The organism is Niastella sp. OAS944 (genome assembly GCA_024809215.1).
GTDB lineage: Bacteria > Bacteroidota > Bacteroidia > Chitinophagales > Chitinophagaceae > Niastella.
Genome location: JANUBW010000001.1, coordinates 2,166,374 through 2,182,764, shown reverse-complemented (window position 1 = coordinate 2,182,764; position 16,391 = coordinate 2,166,374). Strand labels below are relative to the sequence as shown.

General features: G+C 42.5%; 22 protein-coding genes. 12 read left to right on the top strand and 10 right to left on the bottom strand.

Annotated elements, in window-relative coordinates:
* Nucleotides 1–123: 123 nt before the first annotated feature.
* Nucleotides 124–1,302: an IPT/TIG domain-containing protein gene (locus GGD38_RS08435; RefSeq protein ID WP_375298446.1), complete on the top strand. Its 1,179-nt coding sequence runs from the start codon at nucleotides 124–126 to the stop codon at nucleotides 1,300–1,302.
* A gap of 115 nt (nucleotides 1,303–1,417) precedes the next feature.
* Here the strand turns inward: GGD38_RS08435 and GGD38_RS08430 are convergent, their stop codons facing one another.
* The 4 genes from GGD38_RS08430 to GGD38_RS08415 all read right to left on the bottom strand — a co-directional run bounded on the left by GGD38_RS08430 (nucleotide 1,418) and on the right by GGD38_RS08415 (nucleotide 5,022).
* A complete protein-coding gene (locus GGD38_RS08430) occupies nucleotides 1,418–2,878 on the bottom strand; it encodes a serine hydrolase (RefSeq protein WP_375298447.1) in 1,461 nt (486 codons plus the stop codon).
* A gap of 220 nt (nucleotides 2,879–3,098) precedes the next feature.
* A complete protein-coding gene (locus GGD38_RS08425) occupies nucleotides 3,099–3,710 on the bottom strand; it encodes a hypothetical protein (RefSeq protein ID WP_375298448.1) in 612 nt (203 codons plus the stop codon).
* Nucleotides 3,711–3,909: 199 nt separating this feature from the next.
* Nucleotides 3,910–4,323 carry a DUF1348 family protein gene (locus tag GGD38_RS08420; protein ID WP_375298449.1) on the bottom strand — a complete coding sequence of 138 codons (414 nt, stop codon included), beginning with the start codon at nucleotides 4,321–4,323 and terminating at the stop codon, nucleotides 3,910–3,912.
* 135 nt (nucleotides 4,324–4,458) lie between these two features.
* Nucleotides 4,459–5,022 (bottom strand): TetR/AcrR family transcriptional regulator, encoded by a 564-nt coding sequence (locus GGD38_RS08415; RefSeq protein WP_375298450.1) that lies wholly within the window; start codon nucleotides 5,020–5,022, stop codon nucleotides 4,459–4,461.
* Nucleotides 5,023–5,129: 107 nt separating this feature from the next.
* On the opposite strand from GGD38_RS08415, the gene GGD38_RS08410 reads away from it, so the two are divergent.
* From GGD38_RS08410 to GGD38_RS08395, 4 genes are read left to right on the top strand one after another with little or no spacing between them, the layout of a single operon-like run.
* The gene (locus tag GGD38_RS08410; RefSeq protein WP_375298451.1) at nucleotides 5,130–5,984 is read left to right on the top strand and encodes a methylated-DNA--[protein]-cysteine S-methyltransferase; all 855 of its coding nucleotides are present in this window, start codon (nucleotides 5,130–5,132) and stop codon (nucleotides 5,982–5,984) included.
* A 10-nt stretch (nucleotides 5,985–5,994) separates the two neighbouring features.
* Nucleotides 5,995–6,606 (top strand): alpha-ketoglutarate-dependent dioxygenase AlkB, encoded by a 612-nt coding sequence (locus GGD38_RS08405; protein WP_375298452.1) that lies wholly within the window; start codon nucleotides 5,995–5,997, stop codon nucleotides 6,604–6,606.
* Nucleotides 6,607–6,608: 2 nt separating this feature from the next.
* Complete coding sequence (locus tag GGD38_RS08400) at nucleotides 6,609–6,872, top strand: Ada metal-binding domain-containing protein (protein WP_375298453.1); 264 nt, start codon at nucleotides 6,609–6,611, stop codon at nucleotides 6,870–6,872.
* A 15-nt stretch (nucleotides 6,873–6,887) separates the two neighbouring features.
* A complete protein-coding gene (locus GGD38_RS08395) occupies nucleotides 6,888–8,318 on the top strand; it encodes a GDSL-type esterase/lipase family protein (protein ID WP_375298454.1) in 1,431 nt (476 codons plus the stop codon).
* Here the strand turns inward: GGD38_RS08395 and GGD38_RS08390 are convergent.
* Entirely contained in the window at nucleotides 8,315–9,295 is a 981-nt protein-coding gene (locus GGD38_RS08390; RefSeq protein ID WP_375298455.1) for a GlxA family transcriptional regulator, read from the bottom strand. The two genes, GGD38_RS08395 and GGD38_RS08390, sit on opposite strands and share 4 nt — an antisense overlap.
* A gap of 188 nt (nucleotides 9,296–9,483) precedes the next feature.
* Between GGD38_RS08390 and GGD38_RS08385 the strand changes: the two genes are divergently transcribed.
* Nucleotides 9,484–10,059, top strand: a complete 576-nt coding sequence (locus GGD38_RS08385) for a dihydrofolate reductase family protein (protein ID WP_375298456.1) — start codon at nucleotides 9,484–9,486, stop codon at nucleotides 10,057–10,059.
* Between the two features lie 67 nt (nucleotides 10,060–10,126).
* On the opposite strand, the gene GGD38_RS08380 is transcribed toward GGD38_RS08385, so the two are convergent.
* The 5 genes from GGD38_RS08380 to GGD38_RS08360 are packed head-to-tail and all read right to left on the bottom strand — an operon-like array spanning nucleotide 10,127 to nucleotide 12,568.
* Nucleotides 10,127–10,486: a SnoaL-like domain-containing protein gene (locus GGD38_RS08380; protein ID WP_375298457.1), complete on the bottom strand. Its 360-nt coding sequence runs from the start codon at nucleotides 10,484–10,486 to the stop codon at nucleotides 10,127–10,129.
* Between the two features lie 37 nt (nucleotides 10,487–10,523).
* Nucleotides 10,524–11,375 carry a sigma-70 family RNA polymerase sigma factor gene (locus tag GGD38_RS08375; protein WP_375298458.1) on the bottom strand — a complete coding sequence of 284 codons (852 nt, stop codon included), beginning with the start codon at nucleotides 11,373–11,375 and terminating at the stop codon, nucleotides 10,524–10,526.
* 17 nt (nucleotides 11,376–11,392) lie between these two features.
* Nucleotides 11,393–11,851, bottom strand: coding sequence for a RidA family protein (locus GGD38_RS08370; protein ID WP_375303788.1), 459 nt, complete (start codon nucleotides 11,849–11,851; stop codon nucleotides 11,393–11,395).
* Between the two features lie 15 nt (nucleotides 11,852–11,866).
* Complete coding sequence (locus GGD38_RS08365; protein WP_375298460.1) at nucleotides 11,867–12,058, bottom strand: hypothetical protein; 192 nt, start codon at nucleotides 12,056–12,058, stop codon at nucleotides 11,867–11,869.
* Between the two features lie 48 nt (nucleotides 12,059–12,106).
* Nucleotides 12,107–12,568 carry a carboxymuconolactone decarboxylase family protein gene (locus tag GGD38_RS08360; protein WP_375298461.1) on the bottom strand — a complete coding sequence of 154 codons (462 nt, stop codon included), beginning with the start codon at nucleotides 12,566–12,568 and terminating at the stop codon, nucleotides 12,107–12,109.
* Nucleotides 12,569–12,775: 207 nt separating this feature from the next.
* Here GGD38_RS08360 and GGD38_RS08355 point away from each other — a divergent pair, with 207 nt between their 5' ends.
* The 6 genes from GGD38_RS08355 (at nucleotide 12,776) to GGD38_RS08330 (ending at nucleotide 16,381) form a co-directional block, all read left to right on the top strand.
* Complete coding sequence (locus tag GGD38_RS08355) at nucleotides 12,776–13,108, top strand: hypothetical protein (RefSeq protein ID WP_375298462.1); 333 nt, start codon at nucleotides 12,776–12,778, stop codon at nucleotides 13,106–13,108.
* 21 nt (nucleotides 13,109–13,129) lie between these two features.
* On the top strand, nucleotides 13,130–13,687 hold the full coding sequence (locus GGD38_RS08350; protein WP_375298463.1) for a hypothetical protein: 558 nt from the start codon (nucleotides 13,130–13,132) through the stop codon (nucleotides 13,685–13,687).
* A gap of 158 nt (nucleotides 13,688–13,845) precedes the next feature.
* Nucleotides 13,846–14,196, top strand: coding sequence for an NADH-quinone oxidoreductase subunit A (locus tag GGD38_RS08345; protein ID WP_207514550.1), 351 nt, complete (start codon nucleotides 13,846–13,848; stop codon nucleotides 14,194–14,196).
* Nucleotides 14,197–14,218: 22 nt separating this feature from the next.
* Nucleotides 14,219–14,785 (top strand): NADH-quinone oxidoreductase subunit B, encoded by a 567-nt coding sequence (locus GGD38_RS08340; RefSeq protein ID WP_375298464.1) that lies wholly within the window; start codon nucleotides 14,219–14,221, stop codon nucleotides 14,783–14,785.
* Nucleotides 14,782–15,240, top strand: coding sequence for an NADH-quinone oxidoreductase subunit C (locus GGD38_RS08335; protein WP_375298465.1), 459 nt, complete (start codon nucleotides 14,782–14,784; stop codon nucleotides 15,238–15,240). Before GGD38_RS08340 ends, GGD38_RS08335 begins: the two co-directional genes overlap by 4 nt.
* Nucleotides 15,241–15,247: 7 nt before the next feature.
* Nucleotides 15,248–16,381, top strand: a complete 1,134-nt coding sequence (locus GGD38_RS08330; protein WP_375298466.1) for an NADH-quinone oxidoreductase subunit D — start codon at nucleotides 15,248–15,250, stop codon at nucleotides 16,379–16,381.
* Nucleotides 16,382–16,391 lie beyond the last annotated feature (10 nt).

Here is a 16,391-nt window from a genome sequence, read left to right as displayed (position 1 = left end):
ACCGGGAGAAAAACATCATGGAATGAGGAGGAAAACCTCATAGGGGCAATATTTATTATTGACGCCCGTTAATCACGGCGTTAACGAACCCCTTGTAAATAAATACTTTTCATGATGTATGCTATGAAACACAAATCTCTCGCCCTGTTTGTTGGGGCATTACTGTTTTTTGCCGCCTGTAAAAAGGATGACGATAAAACTTACGAGCCCCCGGTTACCGAGCCCCTAACGGCTGCAGCGGCAAAACCCGGCGACACACTGATCATTAAAGGATCGAACTTTAGTACAACCGCCACTGAGAATACGGTAGAATTTAACGGAGTTGCGGGAACTGTTGTGAGCGCTTCAGCTACCGAAATAAAAGTTATTATACCGGCCAATGCAACCAGCGGAAGCGTTACCGTTACAGTACATGGAAATAAAACTGAAGTAGGTTCAATAGTAATTTCACAATTTACCCTGTATTGTATAAAAGGAGTTTATTCGGGTAACACATCTCTTCGTCAGTTGGTGTCAATCAATCCGGAGAATGGCACTGAAACGTTGGTAGCTACCATAAATGAAACCGGCGACAAGGTTGAAGATGCAGTATACTGGCCTGCTACCAATGAAGTAATTGGCCGTGACGAAGATGGTAAGAACTTTATCACTATAAATGTTACTACCAAAAAGGTGACAAAAGTGCCTCTTGTTACAAGCGGCAACATTGGTTTTCACGACATGGTAGTTGATAAGAACAATACGTTATATGCAGTTAAACTAAACTATAACGACCCCAACCATTTGGGGCAAACGGTGGTTAAGTTCGATGCCAAAACAGGTGTTCCTACTACCATCAAAAATTTTGAGTTCAATGACAATTGGCTAAGCCTGGTTTATGTTGCTGCCAGTAATGAGATAGTAGGATTAGCTGGCGACGGAACCAGGTTGCTTAAATTTAACCTTACAACAAAAGACACGTCTTCGGTTGCTTTGGCCAATACCAATGTGGTAGAGTATCGGGAACTGTTTACCGACGACCAGGGAAATTTATTTGGTTACAAAGCGAATTATTCTGACCCAGACAATTATGTTGCCCAGATACAAAAGCTGAATGCTGCCAATGGCCAGCAGTCGCTGGTAAGCGATTTAAAGGGGGCTAAATTCAGCGATAACCTTATTTATAATCCCAAGCTGAAAGAGATTGTTAGCGTGTCGGATGAGGTTTCTTTATATCGGTTGAATATTAATACTAAAGCTGCCACAAGTATTACACTTCCTGATGCAAATAGCGCGGTGTACCATACATTGATCAGCAATTAATAATATCCAATTAAATAAAAATCCCGCTATGGCTAAACCACTGCGGGATTTTTTCATTAGCACATTATCGAATTATCACCCGCCTTCGCCAAGGCTTCAGACGGGCAGGCATTAGCTAATTAGCTTTCAGTTTTTCTGCCACCCACTTCGCATGTTCATTCTTGGGGTCTAACTGTGCTGCTTTTTCAAATGCTGTAATGGCTTCTTTCTTCTTACCATTGCGTCTATAGTATTCACCCAGGGTTTCAAATACCATGGAATTTTCAGGATATTCCTGTGCATTCAACTCCAGTATTTTAATGGCGGCGCTCATTTTTTTCGCTATACGAAGGTCATTGGCCACGTAATTTAACTGAGCGGCATCAAACACCAAACCGGGACTTCTGCTAGCCTTCATGGTCTTATACTCTTCAATGGCTTTATCAACGTTTTTGTTTTTGGCTGTTTCAAGGACCAGGTCGTGCAGCGCCCAAATATACCGGTAAGGTTTTACGGGAACAGAAGGTGCTAAGATATGATAGGCGAGGTCGTTGATAGGGTTGAGCGTATTGGCCAGTATTACCACGCCCGTTTTTTTAGTTTTGTTCAATAACATAATAGAGCGGTAGCCGGCTGTGGTACCATCTTTCCAGATATATTCATCGCCGTTTTTGTCTTTAACCAGTGTCCAGCCCAGCGTTACATCGCCATCATCGGGTCTTTTTGAAATGCGGGGAATATGCGCCAGTTGCATGGCAGGGTAAAGGTCGGTCTTTATTATGCCCAGGTTGGCGCCGGCAAAATTGAGCATATCGTTTATGTTCGAACGCAAACCGCCTGTTCCCGCAATGGCTGGCATATCCCAATTTTCAGCAGCTGCCCCTGTTTCATTATGACCAACGGCCAGGTTCTTAATTTGTGCAGGGGTTAACGTCATAGTGGTATTGGGCATATCGAGTGGCGTACATATTCTTTCTTTAACCAATGTTTCAAAAGGTTTGCCTGCTACCTGCGACAAAATGTGCCCCAGCAGGCCATAACCCACATTGCTGTATTTGAACCAGGTGCCAGGTGCATAATCGCCAATGTCGGCCCTGCTGATGTAGTCGTAGGTTTGTTCTATGGTATAATCGGCCCACGGATTGTCGAGGTTTTTGCCATCATTATTATCGGGCATACGAGGCCAGCCTACAGAATGGTTGGCCAAATTAAGCAGGGTGATCTCTTTACCCTTCACCACAGGCAATTTTACAGAAGTCGGCAAGTATTTCGAAATAGGATCTTCGAGGTTCACCTGTTTCTTTAAAACCATATCGGCCAGTATCAACGAGGTAAACACTTTGGTAACGGAGCCAATTTCATACATGGTTTTTTCATCGGGCAACACTTCTTCTTTATCCTTGTAAGAACCGGCTGCAACGATCTGCCGTTTGCCTGTAGCGTCTATGGTGCCTACAATAATGCTGGGACTTCTTTTTTGGTAAACTTCTTTGTCTATAATGGTTTTAATTTCCTCCGCAGGTATTTGCGAGGAACCGGCAAAACAGGTAGTAGTAATTAAAAGCCCGGTTAAAATGCTTTTTAAAGGTGCTTGCATGTTCAATTAAATTAATAAATGGTCGTAGCGACACAGGGTGTCACCATACAAACGGGTTTATGTAAGAAATTATTTTTGCTGAGTTGAAGTGGAGTATAGGCCTGGCCTGGAAGCCCTAAGGTAAATAGATACTGGTTGCAAACAAAAATTCCTGCCGGCTTTTTTGTAAGTAGCTGATACAAGAAAAGCAGGCAGGAACCATTCGTATTTTAACTATTGCTTAGCGGCCGTTGGCACGTAAAACAACTACATCTTTTTGGATCTTATCGTCATATGTTTTTTTAATGATGTAATGCCAGTTGCGCTCCGATACATCAACATAAAAGATCTCATCTTTTTTGTGAGCGGCAACTGCATCCTGTACTTCTTTAGGGAACATCAGTTCGCCAAAGAACCAGTCGGTATCGCCTTTTGTGGTGTTACCGTCCATAGTGTATTTGTCGCTCAGTTTATCCCACGATTCACCGGCAGTTGCTTTGGCTACGATCTCCTTTTTGAGGCTTTCAATTTCTGAAGGCGAAAGGGAGCTGCCGTCGAGGAAGATATAACTGGCGCGGTAGGCTACCGATTCTTTTGCTTCAACTACTTTGTAGGTAACGTACCCTACTGAAAAAATGTCGCCTTGTTTTTGACGTAATAACCGTTTGTCAATAAGCGTGGTATCCTTGCCATAGGTTAAACGTAAAATGGCCGGCTTAATGTCTGGGTTAGCGTCTACGAATTGTTGTGCCTGTTGAACAGTTCCGATCTTCTGGAATCTATCTACCAATGTTGGTTGTGCCACTGCAGCTACTGAAAATAGCACTGATAAAACCGACAAGCTAAATTTCATATGTTTTTTTATTAATTTTCTTTGCGTTGGGAGCCTGGGAATAGTAGGGGCCAGACTGATTCAATTTACTATTTTTTACCTGATCCAGACACGCGGATCTATAAAATAATGTGAAAATTGATCGCAAAAAGTTGGCCATTTTACGCAAAAGCTGCCGGTGGCGTACCCAATAGGGCGATATTAAGGATATTCTAACCTTTTAAATGAATTTCCGGTCCTTACTGTCAATGGGTACATCGTTTATTGAGGCATATCTTTTCTGCATTAAGCCATCGGCGTTAAACTCCCATTGCTCGTTGCCGTACGACCTGAACCAATTACCTTCCTGGTTATGCCATTCGTATTCAAAGCGTACGCTAATGCGGTTCTCTGTAAAGCTCCATAACTCTTTTTTAAGTTTATAGTCCAGCTCTTTTTCCCATTTTTTGGTGAGGAACTCAACTACTTCCTGGCGGCCGTTAATGAATGAAGAGCGGTTGCGCCATTCTGTGTCAATGGTATAGGCAAGTGATACGCGGTGCGGGTCTTTACTGTTCCAGGCATCTTCGGCCAGTTGTACTTTTTGCAGGGCAGTTTCGTAAGTAAATGGCGGTAGTGGAGGTCTTTGTTCCATACATGAATTTTTGAGTGGTTGTTTGGCATAACGGAACAAAGATAAGTGGTTTTATTATTACGGATAGACCGATCTGTCTATTTTAATAAAAATAACATTGGCTGCTGGTTCCTGTATGGCAAAGGGAACATTAATTCATTGGTCAATTAACCGGTTAACGATCTTTTTGCCTTCGTTTACCGGCCACTGGCTTCTGAATAATTTGCTTTCCATAATAGCCGATTCAAACAACAGGTAAATGTGGTCTTTGATCGATTTGTCGCCGGTGATAAGGCTGCCGAGGTATTTGCGAACATCAATTTTATGGTTCTGAATAATGTCGAGTATTTCTTTGTCTTTATCGGTTATTTCGCCAAGAATATTCAGGAAGGCGCAGCCCTGATAATTTTCTTCTTTATTCATGGCATGCAAAAAATCGAAGGCGGCGAGTATTTTCTTTTTAGGTTCATCAACCCGGTCAACATGTTTTTTAAGCTTTGTAAACCATTGATCATGACGCCTGTTTAAATAGGCGATACACAGCTTCTCCTTCGATTCATAATGCTGGTACAGGCTGGCCCTGGCAACATCAGCTTCTTTTATTACCTGGTTTATACCAGTGGCCTGGTAGCCCTGTTGATGAAATAACCGGGTGGCCGTTTGCATTATTCGTTCTTTTGGGTTGCTTTCGTGTACCTTCATACCTGCAAAGGTAGCCATAGTTTTAATTGCGTATACAGATCAATCTGTCTGGTTTAAAAACAGCGCAAGAATCGGGTTTTACAAACTGGCTCCTTTAGTGAGATTTGTGGTATTAAATTGAGTTTATGGAAAAGCAGGAAGCAATAAATTATAACCGTATAGCTGAAGCTATTGATTTTTACCGGCTTAATTTCAGGGAGCAGCCTTCACTTGAAACGGTGGCCGAGCATGTGCATGTAAGCCCTTTCCATTTTCAACGGATGTTTAAAGACTGGGCGGGTGTTACGCCCAAACAGTTCCTTCAATACCTTACGTTGGAGCATGCCAAACAGGTGTTAAAAAAAGGTGCTGAAGTTACGCTGGTTGATGCGGCCTTTGAATCGGGGCTTTCGGGCACCAGCCGCCTGCACGACCTGTTTATAAAAGTAGAAGGTATGACGCCGGGCGAATACAAAAATGGAGGCGAACAGCTGGCCATTAATTACAGTTTTGCCGAAAGTCCGTTTGGTACCATCATCATCGCCAGTACCCACAAGGGCATTTGTTATATGGCTTTTGCCGATGGGGAAGAAGAAGTGGCATTGCAGGAATTAAAGAACCAGTTTCCCAATGCAAAGTTCAGGCAGTTGTCGGATACCATTCAGCAAAACGCGCTGTTCATATTTACGCAGGACTGGAACAAACTCCATGAAATAAAGTTGCATTTGAAAGGCACGGCTTTTCAGATAAAAGTTTGGGAAACATTGCTGCGTATTCCCATGGGCGAACTATCAACCTATTCAGGTATTGCAGGTAAGCTTAACCAGCCGTTGGCTTCGCGGGCTGTGGGTACAGCTGTTGCTGCCAACCCCGTTGCGTTTTTAATTCCCTGCCACCGGGTAATAAGGGCCAGTGGCGAATTTGGTAATTATCATTGGGGCAGTACCCGTAAAAATGCCATGATAGGCTGGGAGGCATCCAAACGTTTTTCGAAACAATAAAACATTTATCGTGGACCTGTTCAGTGATAAAATAGATGAAACAATAAATTATTTGCCCAAGGATGGCACGGTGAATTATTATGGCAAACCATTGACCCGTGTACAAGCTGATCATTATTTAGAAAAGCTTTTAACCACCATTCAATGGAAGAATGACGAGGCTGTAATTTTTGGCAAACATATTATTACCAAAAGAAAAGTGGCGTGGTATGGCAATGAGCATTATAACTATGCTTATTCAAACGTAAACCGGCAGGCACTGGCCTGGACAAAAGAACTGCTTGAACTGAAAACGCTGGTAGAAGAAAGAACGGGCGAAACATTTAACTCCTGTTTATTGAACCTGTACCATAACGGTGATGAGGGTATGGCCTGGCATAGCGATGATGAAAGATCATTGGGCCTGAATACCGCCATTGCATCTTTCAGTTTTGGCGCCGAACGAAAGTTCTCATTCAAACATAAAGCATCGAAGGAAGTAATTTCTATGATGCTCGGGCATGGCAGTTTGCTGGTAATGAAAGGCACCACACAAACACACTGGTTGCATTGTTTGCCAAAGTCGAAACGTATTACCACGCCAAGGGTGAACCTTACTTTTAGAACAATGATACCGCAATAAAAATGATCAGGCATATCGATCTTGGCCATGATGAGGCTGCCCGGCGGGCGTCGGTGCGCCGGTTGATCCATAATAAAACGATTGGGTTGGGCGGGTATAGCCATGGAAAAATTTATGGAACGCTTTCGTGTGCTTCGGGTAAAAGAATGAAAGCAGAGAACCGGGTATTTTTTCAAAACGAAGCAGAAGCCATAGCTGCCGGTTACCGGCCCTGTGCGCATTGCATGCGGAAGAAGTACCTGGAATGGAAAAATGCCTTATTTTAGCAGGCATTCTTACATATGAAAAAGATAGCGCCCGACCATTGCCTGTTTGTTATTTTTCTTTTCATTCAGGTTACAGCTGTTGCTCAAAAAGCCATTCGCATTTCCTGTGTTGGTAATAGTATAACTGCGGGCAGCCGGCTGGCCAATCCCAAAACAGAAGCTTACCCGGCACAATTACAGCAATTGCTGGGTAGTGGTTATGAAGTAAAGAATTTTGGCGTAGGCGGCAGAACGGTGATCAAAGATTGCGAACGATCGTACATGGCTACGCCGGCTTACCACGAAGCATTAAAAAGCGAACCCGATATTGTTACCATAAAGCTGGGCACCAACGACAGCCGCTTACCCTATCGCTTACAGATAGATAGCTTTATGGCCGATTACAAAACGTTGATCCGTTCTTTTCAGCAACTGCCAACACACCCGCGTATTATATTGTTGTTGCCCGTAACTTCTTACCTGCTCGATACCATGCGCCAAACCGAAAAGGCTATTGCCAAACTGATATTACCACGCATAAGACAGGTGGCGTTTGAAGAAAAGCTTGAGTTGGTCGATCTGCATAGCATTACTGCCGATATGCCAGCTACCTTTCCCGATAGCCTGCATCCTTCGGTTGCCGGCGCGGCTATTCTTGCAAAACGGGTATATGAAACCATCATCAATAAGACCGATGCTCAATATGATATTTTCAAAAAAATAAAAAAGCCGGTAACCGTTTCGTCTTTTTATGGCTACGAGTGCGCCGACTTTACTTTCAACGGCAGAAACGCCAAAATTGTAAAACCACGCCGTACAGCCGAAGGCCGGCCTTTTATTTGGCGTGCCCGGTTTTGGGGTGTAGAACCACAAACGGAGATTGCATTGCTCGATCGCGGGTATCATGTGGTGTATTGCGATGTAGCAGAATTGTTTGGTAATGGAGAAGCCATTGCCATCTGGAATAAATATTATTCATTTTTGCAAAAAGCAGGGTTAGCAAAAAAAGCCTGTATGGAAGGTTTTAGCAGGGGCGGCGTATACGTGTATAACTGGGCTGCGCAAAATGCCGATAAAGTTGCCTGTGTGTATGTTGATGCGCCGGTGCTTGATCTAAAAAGCTGGCCCGGTGGCAAGGGAAACAGTAAAGGAAGCGCCAAAGAGTGGGAGACGTTTAAAAAAAATTACGGTTATACTAGCGATGCTGCCGCTACTGCTTTCAAAGGCAATCCTATTGATAAAGTTGAACAGATTGTAAAAGGTGGCTATGCCATGTTGCATGTAGTTGGTGATGCCGATGATGTAGTGCCGGTAGCAGAAAATACGGCCATCTTTGAAAAAAAGGTGCTGGCATTAGGTGGAAAGATACAGGTAATACATAAACCCGGCGTAAATCATCACCCACACAGCCTGGCCAACCCAACACCTATTGTTGAATTTATATTAAACGCTACCGGCCGTAATTAAGCCAGTGCGCCTTCTTTGTTGTATTTATTGCGGTATTCAACAGGCGAAAGACCGGTGATCTTTTTAAACACCGTTCTGAAAGCTTTGATGTCGGAATAGCCAACATCGTACATTACTTCATTCACATTTTTGTGGCTGTTCTCAAGCTGTTTTTTGGCTGCCTCAATTTTTACCCGTTGTATATATTCAATGGGGGTGTTATTGGTGGCTTTTTTAAAGCGGCGGATAAAATGCCGTTTGCCAATGGCATATCTAACAGCGAGCTCTTCAACAGAAATTCTTTCTGTAATATTCTTTTCAATAAACTCCTGCGCCTGTTTTATGGGTTCATCTTCATGTTTCTTTTGCCCATTGAACATGATAAAGGGCGATTGGGTCTTACGGTCTATTTCAAGCGCATATACCTTGGCTGCCATAATGGCCATTTCGCGGCCCGCATGTTTTTCAACCAGGTGCAGCAGCATATTCCAGTAAGAGGTGGCGCCGCCGCTTGAGTACAATCCCTGTTGTTCGGTCACTATTCTGCCATCAACCAGCGTAACCTCAGGGAACATTTCCCTGAACTCATTGAAATAGCGCCAGTGGCTGCTGCATTCTTTACCATTCAACAAACCGGTTGCGGCAAGCAGAAATGCGCCAATGCACAAGCTGGCCACTTCGGCGCCCTGGTGGTGTTGGTCAACGATCCAGGGAAGAAAAGCTTCATTCTTTTTAATAGCGGCTTTCAGATCGCCGCCAATGGCCGGCACTAAAATGAGGTCGGTCTTTTTTACATCGCCAATCAACGCATCAGCATGCACGGTAAACGTGCCGTTGTGCAACTGCACTTCCTTGGTTAAACCCACCAATTGCACTTTAAAAGCCGGTGGTTTACCTATTGCATCGAGGAAGTCATTTACGCCGGTGAAAATAACCCGCGGGTCAACAATGCTTGCCATCACCGAATCGTGCGGAATAAGAATGCTGATGTGTTTCATAATGTAGCAATTTGTCTTTATGCAATAACCAATGTTCAAACGGTTATTGAGTCTGATTGATGTGCCCTGGCGGCTAAGGTAAGAAACTATAAAGTCGCGAACAACCCGTTAGGAAGTCATTTTCACACTCTGTCAAACCTAATTACCGTCGGTACTTTTGTATTGGTAAACCATTAAACAACAATAAAATGGGGCGGAAAGTAATTGTATCCATGAATGTGACGCTGGATGGGTTTATGGCGGCAAAAGATTGCGGGCTCGACTGGCATTTCAGGACCTGGAATGAGGAAATGGCCCGGGCAACGGCCGAACAGCTAGGCAAGGCCGATACTATTTTATTGGGCGGCGTTACCTACAGGGGCATGGCGCACTACTGGAACAGTGACCCGGTAAACATGGTTCGGCCACGCGAAGACCTTGACTTTGCTTCCATGCTGAACAGTTATCCTAAAGTAGTGTTCTCGAAAACCATGACAACTGTTACCTGGAACAATAGTCGGCTGGCGAAAAGGAATATTGGCGATGAAGTGGCTGAACTAAAGCGCCGCGAAGGAAAGGATATGATCATTTACGGTAGTGGTAAAATTGTAACGGCATTAACAAAGCTGGGGCTGGTAGATGAGTTTAGGATGTGGGTGCACCCGGTAGTGATAGGGAGTGGTAAACCTGTTTTTAAAGAGCTGGCCGGTGTACTTGATCTGCAGTTAGTGAAAACGGAGATATTTAGTAGTGGGGTGGTGATACTTTATTATAAAGTGGCATAAAAAGAAATAAGAAGCAGGAGGTACGAGTTTGCGAATTTCTTATCTCCTGCTTCTTACTTCGTAAAGTTTACATAAAGAACTGTTCTGTAACAATTTTACCATCCTTGATGGTATAAGTGCAAAGCTCCGTCATATCCCAATGTTCTTTATTCTTCATGGTAACATCCATATGCATGGTGCAGGCAAATGAATTGGCGGCAACAATGGGTTCGCTTACTTCCATTTTGTGCATTGATTCAACCATATTTCCCCATTGTTTTCCTTTTTCAAGAATGGCGTTCAGGCCCTTTGTTTCTTTTGCAAAAGCTTCCGAAGCCATTGGTTCAATGCTTGTAGCATCTTTTGCGAACAATTCTTTTTGGGCTGTTTCAAACTCACCCTGACGGCATAATTCAACCAGTCGGTTGGCAATCTGATTTGTAGTCATGACGTTTTAATTTATTATGAAGCTAATTAAAAAAAGCTCATTTTAGTCCATTACTGATCGATCTCAGTTTCTCGGGGTCAAGCACATTGCTGACCTGGAATATTTTATTTGTTTCAAGCTCTATGCCAAACACCTGGCACTTCTTAAGTACGTCTCCATCGTAATACAATAGTGCAGGTTGGTGATTAACTTCCCCGGTTTTAATAGTAAAACCGGTATCATATTTATGAAACACAAGGGTGAGCAGATCGGCCACTTCGGGTACACCGGTACATGTTTTGGCAAATACTTTGAGCGATTTACCACCATCAGCATAAAAGGCAATGTCCTCAGCTAACACATTCTCTAAAGTTTTTATATCACGGCTTCTGATGGCATGCATGAATTTATCAAGAACAGATGGTGTTATGCTTTCGCTTTTTGGCGTAGTTGCCGGTTTATGCGTTTGATCTATTTTTTGTTTGGCCCGGCTCAGCAATTTGCGCGAACCGTCGACCGTAATGGAAAGTGTATCGGCAATTTCTTCATGCGAGTAAGCAAAGGCTTCTTTTAAAATAAATACGGCCCGTTCTTTTGCATTCAATTGCTCAAGTAAGATCAGCAGCGAATACGAAACAATTTCATTCAGTTTGATATTGGTATCTGCTTCTTCGGTATCTACCGGTTCGGGCAGCCACATATCACCCAGTTGCAGTTTTTTTCTTTTGTTTTTGATAGTGATCGATTGATTGATGACACTGCGGATAAGATAGTTTTTGGGATCTTCAATGCCTTCTTTACCGGCAGTTAAAAATTTATACAGTACATCCTGAATGGCATCCTTTGCGTCTTCTGCTGTTCCCAATATATTATAGGCGTAAGGGAACAGTATGTGCTGATAGTTTTCCAACTGTGTTATTCTTTTATTTACTGTTTAGTGATGGCCACTGCATCTATTTCAACCTGCATATTATCCAATGCAAGTCGTGGTACCGGTATCAACGTATTAACCGGAAATTGATTATCGGGCCAAATTTTCTTAAACTCTTCAATTATGATGTTGAGTTTTGCTGTGTCGTGATTTACAACCAACGTTGTGACCTTTACAACCGACCTCATGGTTAATTGTTGTGTTTGCAGCGCAATTTTAATATTATTTAAGGCGTGTTGCACCTGGGTGCGAAAATCGGTACTCAACTTGCCGTCTTTATTTTCTTCGCCGCCTTGTCCGGCTACAAACACCAGCTTGCTGCCTGCGGGCACTACTGCCACATGCGAAAAGCCATAGGGCGATGGGTTGAACAATGCTTCGGGGTTATGAAATGTTTGAGAATATGCTGAATTCATTATTGATAGAATTAGTAGTACAAATAACGTGTGTTTCATATTCTTTGTTTAAGTTCATTTGCTTAGCCAGCTACCTAATGCTTTTTGAAGTGCCGGCACTACCGCAAACACGGCAATGGGTACAACAATGAGTGTAGATGCGAGTGTTTGCAGCGGGAGCGGTTTTATTTTTTCGAAATGTTCGCCAAGAAGCATGGCTATTATGGTGACGGTAGGATAAATGGCTATCCATATAAGAATAGCCATTTTCCATTTTTTGGGTGGTTTCGACACGGTGGGATTATTTATTATTGTTTAGTTAAACTGTCCAACCTTGTAATCACCAGGTATAGTTCTAAAGGCAACATTAAACCGGTTCCAGGTATTGATGCTGGTGATAGCTAGTGTGATGTCTGCTATTTCTGCTTTGTTGTAATGCTTGCTAAGCGTATTGAATACTTCATCGGTAACATCCTGTTGAGGTATTTTTGTTACCGCTTCGGCGTAAGCAAGTACGGCTCTTTCGGCCTCGGTATAATAAGGGCATTCTTTCCAGGCTGGTAAAGAATAGAGGCGTTGTTCTGTTTCGCCCATGGCGATGGCGTCTTTCCAATGCATATCTAAACAGTAAGCACAACCATTAATTTGCGATACACGGGTTTTTATCAGTTCTAATAACTTGGGGTCTAAGCCTGATTTTTTAAGGTGCATCTCTGTTTTGAACAATCCATCGAATATTCCTTTGTTAGCGTCGCTAAATGCAATTCTCTGTTCCATTTTGTATTTATTTATGTTTTAAACTGTTTTCTGGATATAAAACAAAACAGGGAAATGAAACGTGACAGGTTTGAGGAGAAACTTTGAAAAAATTTTTAAGTGAGGCCCTGCGTGAGGGAGTTGATTATGGTCAATTAATTGTGTAACAGGTGTTTTAGGTTTGGTAGCGCTAATGAATTTAGTAAATTTATGAGATAAAGATGCGTAATGGCCAAAGTAAATAAATTCAGGTGGGATCTTTATTTAATAGATTTAGCTTCAAGAGTAGGTGTGTTTGGCGCTGTAGTTCTTTCTCTCTTAGCCTTATTTATTATAAAAGGAACAGCGGCTCAGCATAAAGAGTTTATTGATAAATTCTTCTTATTAAAATGGGGCAATAGTGAAACCTTTTATCATTATTTTATTATAACCTGTTTGGTTGTGCTTTTTTGTACGCAATTTTTCTATTGGAAGCATAGAGTAAAATTAAAGGAAGAAAGAATAGCCGAGTTAATAAATGAAAGGGACAGGTTGCAGAATAAGCTTTTAAAAAAGCATTGATCAATCTAAAATGTGCTAAATATGCTACATGCCATTTTATATATAATTCCGGTTTTTATAGTTTACCTGTTTATCCGTGCATGTTGGGTTTCAAATGCAACTTTAAAAACAAAGTATAAAATTGCCCGGTTAAAAGACGAACTTACGTGGCTGGCTATTTCCGGTGAAGTAAACAGGGAAAACAAAGCATATGCACATTTATACAGCAGTATTGATAAAGCATTAATAGCGCTTCCCCGGTTTAACTTTTGGGTTATGTTGTATTTATTAATTAAGGAAAAAGGTAAGGTAAATATTAATGAAATAGAAAAGGTTCGTAGTGAGGTTGAAGGTAACTCAACATTTAGTAATATTTTTGATGCTTACTACAAATTGGTGATCAACTATGTTGCAAAAAAGAATATCATAACAGTGCTGCTCACCTTTCCCATTTGGAAAAGGATATTATATTCAAACCTGTCATTAGAAAAAAAGGGGAATAAGAAGTCTGGTAATAATGATTGTATAGATGCCAATGAATATTCCTCATTTGCTTTTTATTTTCAGCATTCCTCTCCCAAATCGCTTCTTTCTGAGTAAATACTTCCTCTTAATACCCCCATATTGATTGTGAACCCGTTATAACTGGTGTTAATTCGGGTTCAAAAAGTTGTATTTGAAATAAAAAGCCTAAATTTAGAATCAGCAGCCGATTTGCATAACCTGTCCCGACATGTCGGGATATTCAATTTCGCCATATGGGACCTGTTGCGCTCCTAGTATTGACCATAGCTGCCATTCTTTTTTCGGCCGGCGGCATACTCGTATCCAAATTTTTGGTAAGGGGATCGGTAAATGCGCAAAAAGGCCAGCCCTATGAATGTGGCATTCCATCTGAAGGTTCACCCTGGAATCAATTTAATGTTGGTTATTATCTGTTCGCCCTTCTATTCCTGATCTTTGACGTAGAATTGATCTTCGTTTATCCCTGGGCCGTTGTTGTAAAAAAAGTTGGAATAATGGCGCTTGTTGAGATCGCCATTTTCTTTTTCATATTATTTACCGGGTTTTTGTACGCTCATAAGAAAGGCGCATTAAAATGGATGTAATACGGAAAAACTGTATCCGGCAATGGAAAACAACACAAATAAAGAAATAGAAACCGCATCCGAAGGGAATGGTCATTTTCCCGGGCAAGTGCATGACCTGCCAGGGGGCGGCATCATCATCAGCTCTTTTAATGATATCATTAACTGGGCACGTTCCAATTCATTATGGCCTCTCACTTTTGCCACCAGTTGTTGTGGCATTGAAATGATGTCGGTGGCTTCCTCTAAATACGATTTCTCCCGCTTTGGTTTTGAAGTGGCGCGGGCTACCCCCCGCCAGGCCGATGTGATCATTATCGCCGGCACTATCGTTAATAAAATGGCGCCGGTACTAAAACGCCTGTACGATCAAATGGCCGATCCCAAATATGTAATTGCCATGGGCGCCTGCGCCATAAGTGGCGGCCCGTTTTTCTATAATACATATTCTGTTGTAAAAGGTGCCGATCATATAATACCGGTTGATGTATATATACCCGGATGCCCGCCACGGCCCGAAGCATTATTACACGCCCTGATTACCCTACAACAAAAAATAAAAAGCGGACTAACCCGCGAACAGATACGAGCTGAAAAAATGGAATCATGACCAACAATGAGCTCAAAGACCATATAACCCAAGGGCAACCCAGCGCTGTTTTTGATGAAACCGGCGAATGGTTGAATGTACAGGTGGAAGCAGGTGAGTGGAAAGCCTTTGCAAACTGGTTACGCCACGATGCCTTGCAAATGGATTATTTGTTTTGCCTTACGTGCATAGACTGGCCGCAAACGAAGCATTTAATGATGGTATATCATTTCACCTCAACCACCTTCAGGCATAACGTTGTAATAAAAGTGAAACTGGATAGAAATAATGCTGAAATAGAAACGGTATCAGACATCTGGCGTACGGCTGAATTTCATGAACGTGAAGTATACGACCTGTTTGGCGTTCGGTTCCTGCATCACCCCGATTTGCGCCGATTGATACTGACCGATGATTTTGAAGGGCATCCGCTGAAAAAAGATTTTGAAGACCCGGTGAACATGATCAAACTTTAACTATTTAATGTATAGAGAAACACAAATAATAGAAGCTGATAATAAGGCTGATGGTGATGATCTGGTGATCAACGTTGGTCCGCAACACCCTGCCACGCATGGGGTATTGCACCTTGTTATTAGGTTACAGGGAGAAACCATTCAGAAAGTAGAACCGCATTTGGGTTATATCCATCGCAGTATTGAGAAGATGTGTGAAAGCCTTAGTTATCGCCAGTTTATTTACGTTACCAGCCGCATGGATTATTTGTCGGCCCATATAAACAACCATGCGTGCGCCATGTGTGTTGAAAAAGCATTACAGTTGGAAGTACCGCCACGCGCCCGGGTAATACGGGTATTGATGGATGAACTTACCCGTATTGCTTCGCACGAATTGTGGTGGGGAGCAATGGCCATGGACCTCGGCGCATTCACGCCGTTTTTTTATGCCTTTCGCGAACGGGAAACCATCAATGATATTATGGAAGAAACCTGCGGGGCCCGCCTAACCATGAACTATATGGTACCGGGTGGTGTGATGTATGATCTTCATCCCAATTTTCAGCAACGGGTAAAAAACTTTATACAGCTGTTTAATAATAAGATTGATGAGTACGACGACCTGGTTACCGGTAATATTATTTTTCAGAACCGGACCAAAGGCGTTGGCGTACTAACAAAAGAAGATGCTATTTCATTTGGTTGCACCGGCCCCGTAGGAAGGGCAAGCGGGGTATCATGCGACATAAGGAAACTATATCCCTATGAAGTGTACGATAAAGTTTCGTTCGATGAGATTATAGAAATGGGTGGCGATAGTTTTTCGCGTTACCTGGTACGGATAAAAGAGTTACGCCAATCCATACGCATTATTGAACAATTGATAGATAATATTCCTGAAGGCGATATTCAGGCCAAAACAAAAGCGGTGTTGAAATTACCTAAAGGAGAATTTTATTCAAGGGCCGAAACAGCCCGTGGCGAACTGGGTGTATATATAGTTAGTGAGGGTGGCACAACGCCCTACCGCATCAAATTCAGATCGCCGGGCTTTTCAAATTTGTCGGCGCTTGATCATATTAGCAGAGGCAGTAAGATTGGAGATCTAATGGCTATTATGGGAACGCTTGATTTAGTAATACCTGATATTGATAGGTGAAAATGAGAAA

What these genes read in the sequence shown, in the direction of transcription:
- GGD38_RS08435 (WP_375298446.1), top strand. Translation starts at nt 124, where the DNA reads ATGAAACACAAATCTCTCGCCCTGTTTGTTGGGGCATTACTGTTTTTT.
- GGD38_RS08430 (WP_375298447.1), bottom strand. Translation starts at nt 2,878, where the DNA reads ATGCAAGCACCTTTAAAAAGCATTTTAACCGGGCTTTTAATTACTACT.
- GGD38_RS08425 (WP_375298448.1), bottom strand. Translation starts at nt 3,710, where the DNA reads ATGAAATTTAGCTTGTCGGTTTTATCAGTGCTATTTTCAGTAGCTGCA.
- GGD38_RS08420 (WP_375298449.1), bottom strand. Translation starts at nt 4,323, where the DNA reads ATGGAACAAAGACCTCCACTACCGCCATTTACTTACGAAACTGCCCTG.
- GGD38_RS08415 (WP_375298450.1), bottom strand. Translation starts at nt 5,022, where the DNA reads ATGGCTACCTTTGCAGGTATGAAGGTACACGAAAGCAACCCAAAAGAA.
- GGD38_RS08410 (WP_375298451.1), top strand. Translation starts at nt 5,130, where the DNA reads ATGGAAAAGCAGGAAGCAATAAATTATAACCGTATAGCTGAAGCTATT.
- GGD38_RS08400 (WP_375298453.1), top strand. Translation starts at nt 6,609, where the DNA reads ATGATCAGGCATATCGATCTTGGCCATGATGAGGCTGCCCGGCGGGCG.
- GGD38_RS08395 (WP_375298454.1), top strand. Translation starts at nt 6,888, where the DNA reads ATGAAAAAGATAGCGCCCGACCATTGCCTGTTTGTTATTTTTCTTTTC.
- GGD38_RS08390 (WP_375298455.1), bottom strand. Translation starts at nt 9,295, where the DNA reads ATGAAACACATCAGCATTCTTATTCCGCACGATTCGGTGATGGCAAGC.
- GGD38_RS08385 (WP_375298456.1), top strand. Translation starts at nt 9,484, where the DNA reads ATGGGGCGGAAAGTAATTGTATCCATGAATGTGACGCTGGATGGGTTT.
- GGD38_RS08380 (WP_375298457.1), bottom strand. Translation starts at nt 10,486, where the DNA reads ATGACTACAAATCAGATTGCCAACCGACTGGTTGAATTATGCCGTCAG.
- GGD38_RS08370 (WP_375303788.1), bottom strand. Translation starts at nt 11,851, where the DNA reads ATGAAACACACGTTATTTGTACTACTAATTCTATCAATAATGAATTCA.
- GGD38_RS08365 (WP_375298460.1), bottom strand. Translation starts at nt 12,058, where the DNA reads ATGGCTATTCTTATATGGATAGCCATTTATCCTACCGTCACCATAATA.
- GGD38_RS08360 (WP_375298461.1), bottom strand. Translation starts at nt 12,568, where the DNA reads ATGGAACAGAGAATTGCATTTAGCGACGCTAACAAAGGAATATTCGAT.
- GGD38_RS08355 (WP_375298462.1), top strand. Translation starts at nt 12,776, where the DNA reads ATGGCCAAAGTAAATAAATTCAGGTGGGATCTTTATTTAATAGATTTA.
- GGD38_RS08350 (WP_375298463.1), top strand. Translation starts at nt 13,130, where the DNA reads ATGCTACATGCCATTTTATATATAATTCCGGTTTTTATAGTTTACCTG.
- GGD38_RS08345 (WP_207514550.1), top strand. Translation starts at nt 13,846, where the DNA reads ATGGGACCTGTTGCGCTCCTAGTATTGACCATAGCTGCCATTCTTTTT.
- GGD38_RS08340 (WP_375298464.1), top strand. Translation starts at nt 14,219, where the DNA reads ATGGAAAACAACACAAATAAAGAAATAGAAACCGCATCCGAAGGGAAT.
- GGD38_RS08335 (WP_375298465.1), top strand. Translation starts at nt 14,782, where the DNA reads ATGACCAACAATGAGCTCAAAGACCATATAACCCAAGGGCAACCCAGC.
- GGD38_RS08330 (WP_375298466.1), top strand. Translation starts at nt 15,248, where the DNA reads ATGTATAGAGAAACACAAATAATAGAAGCTGATAATAAGGCTGATGGT.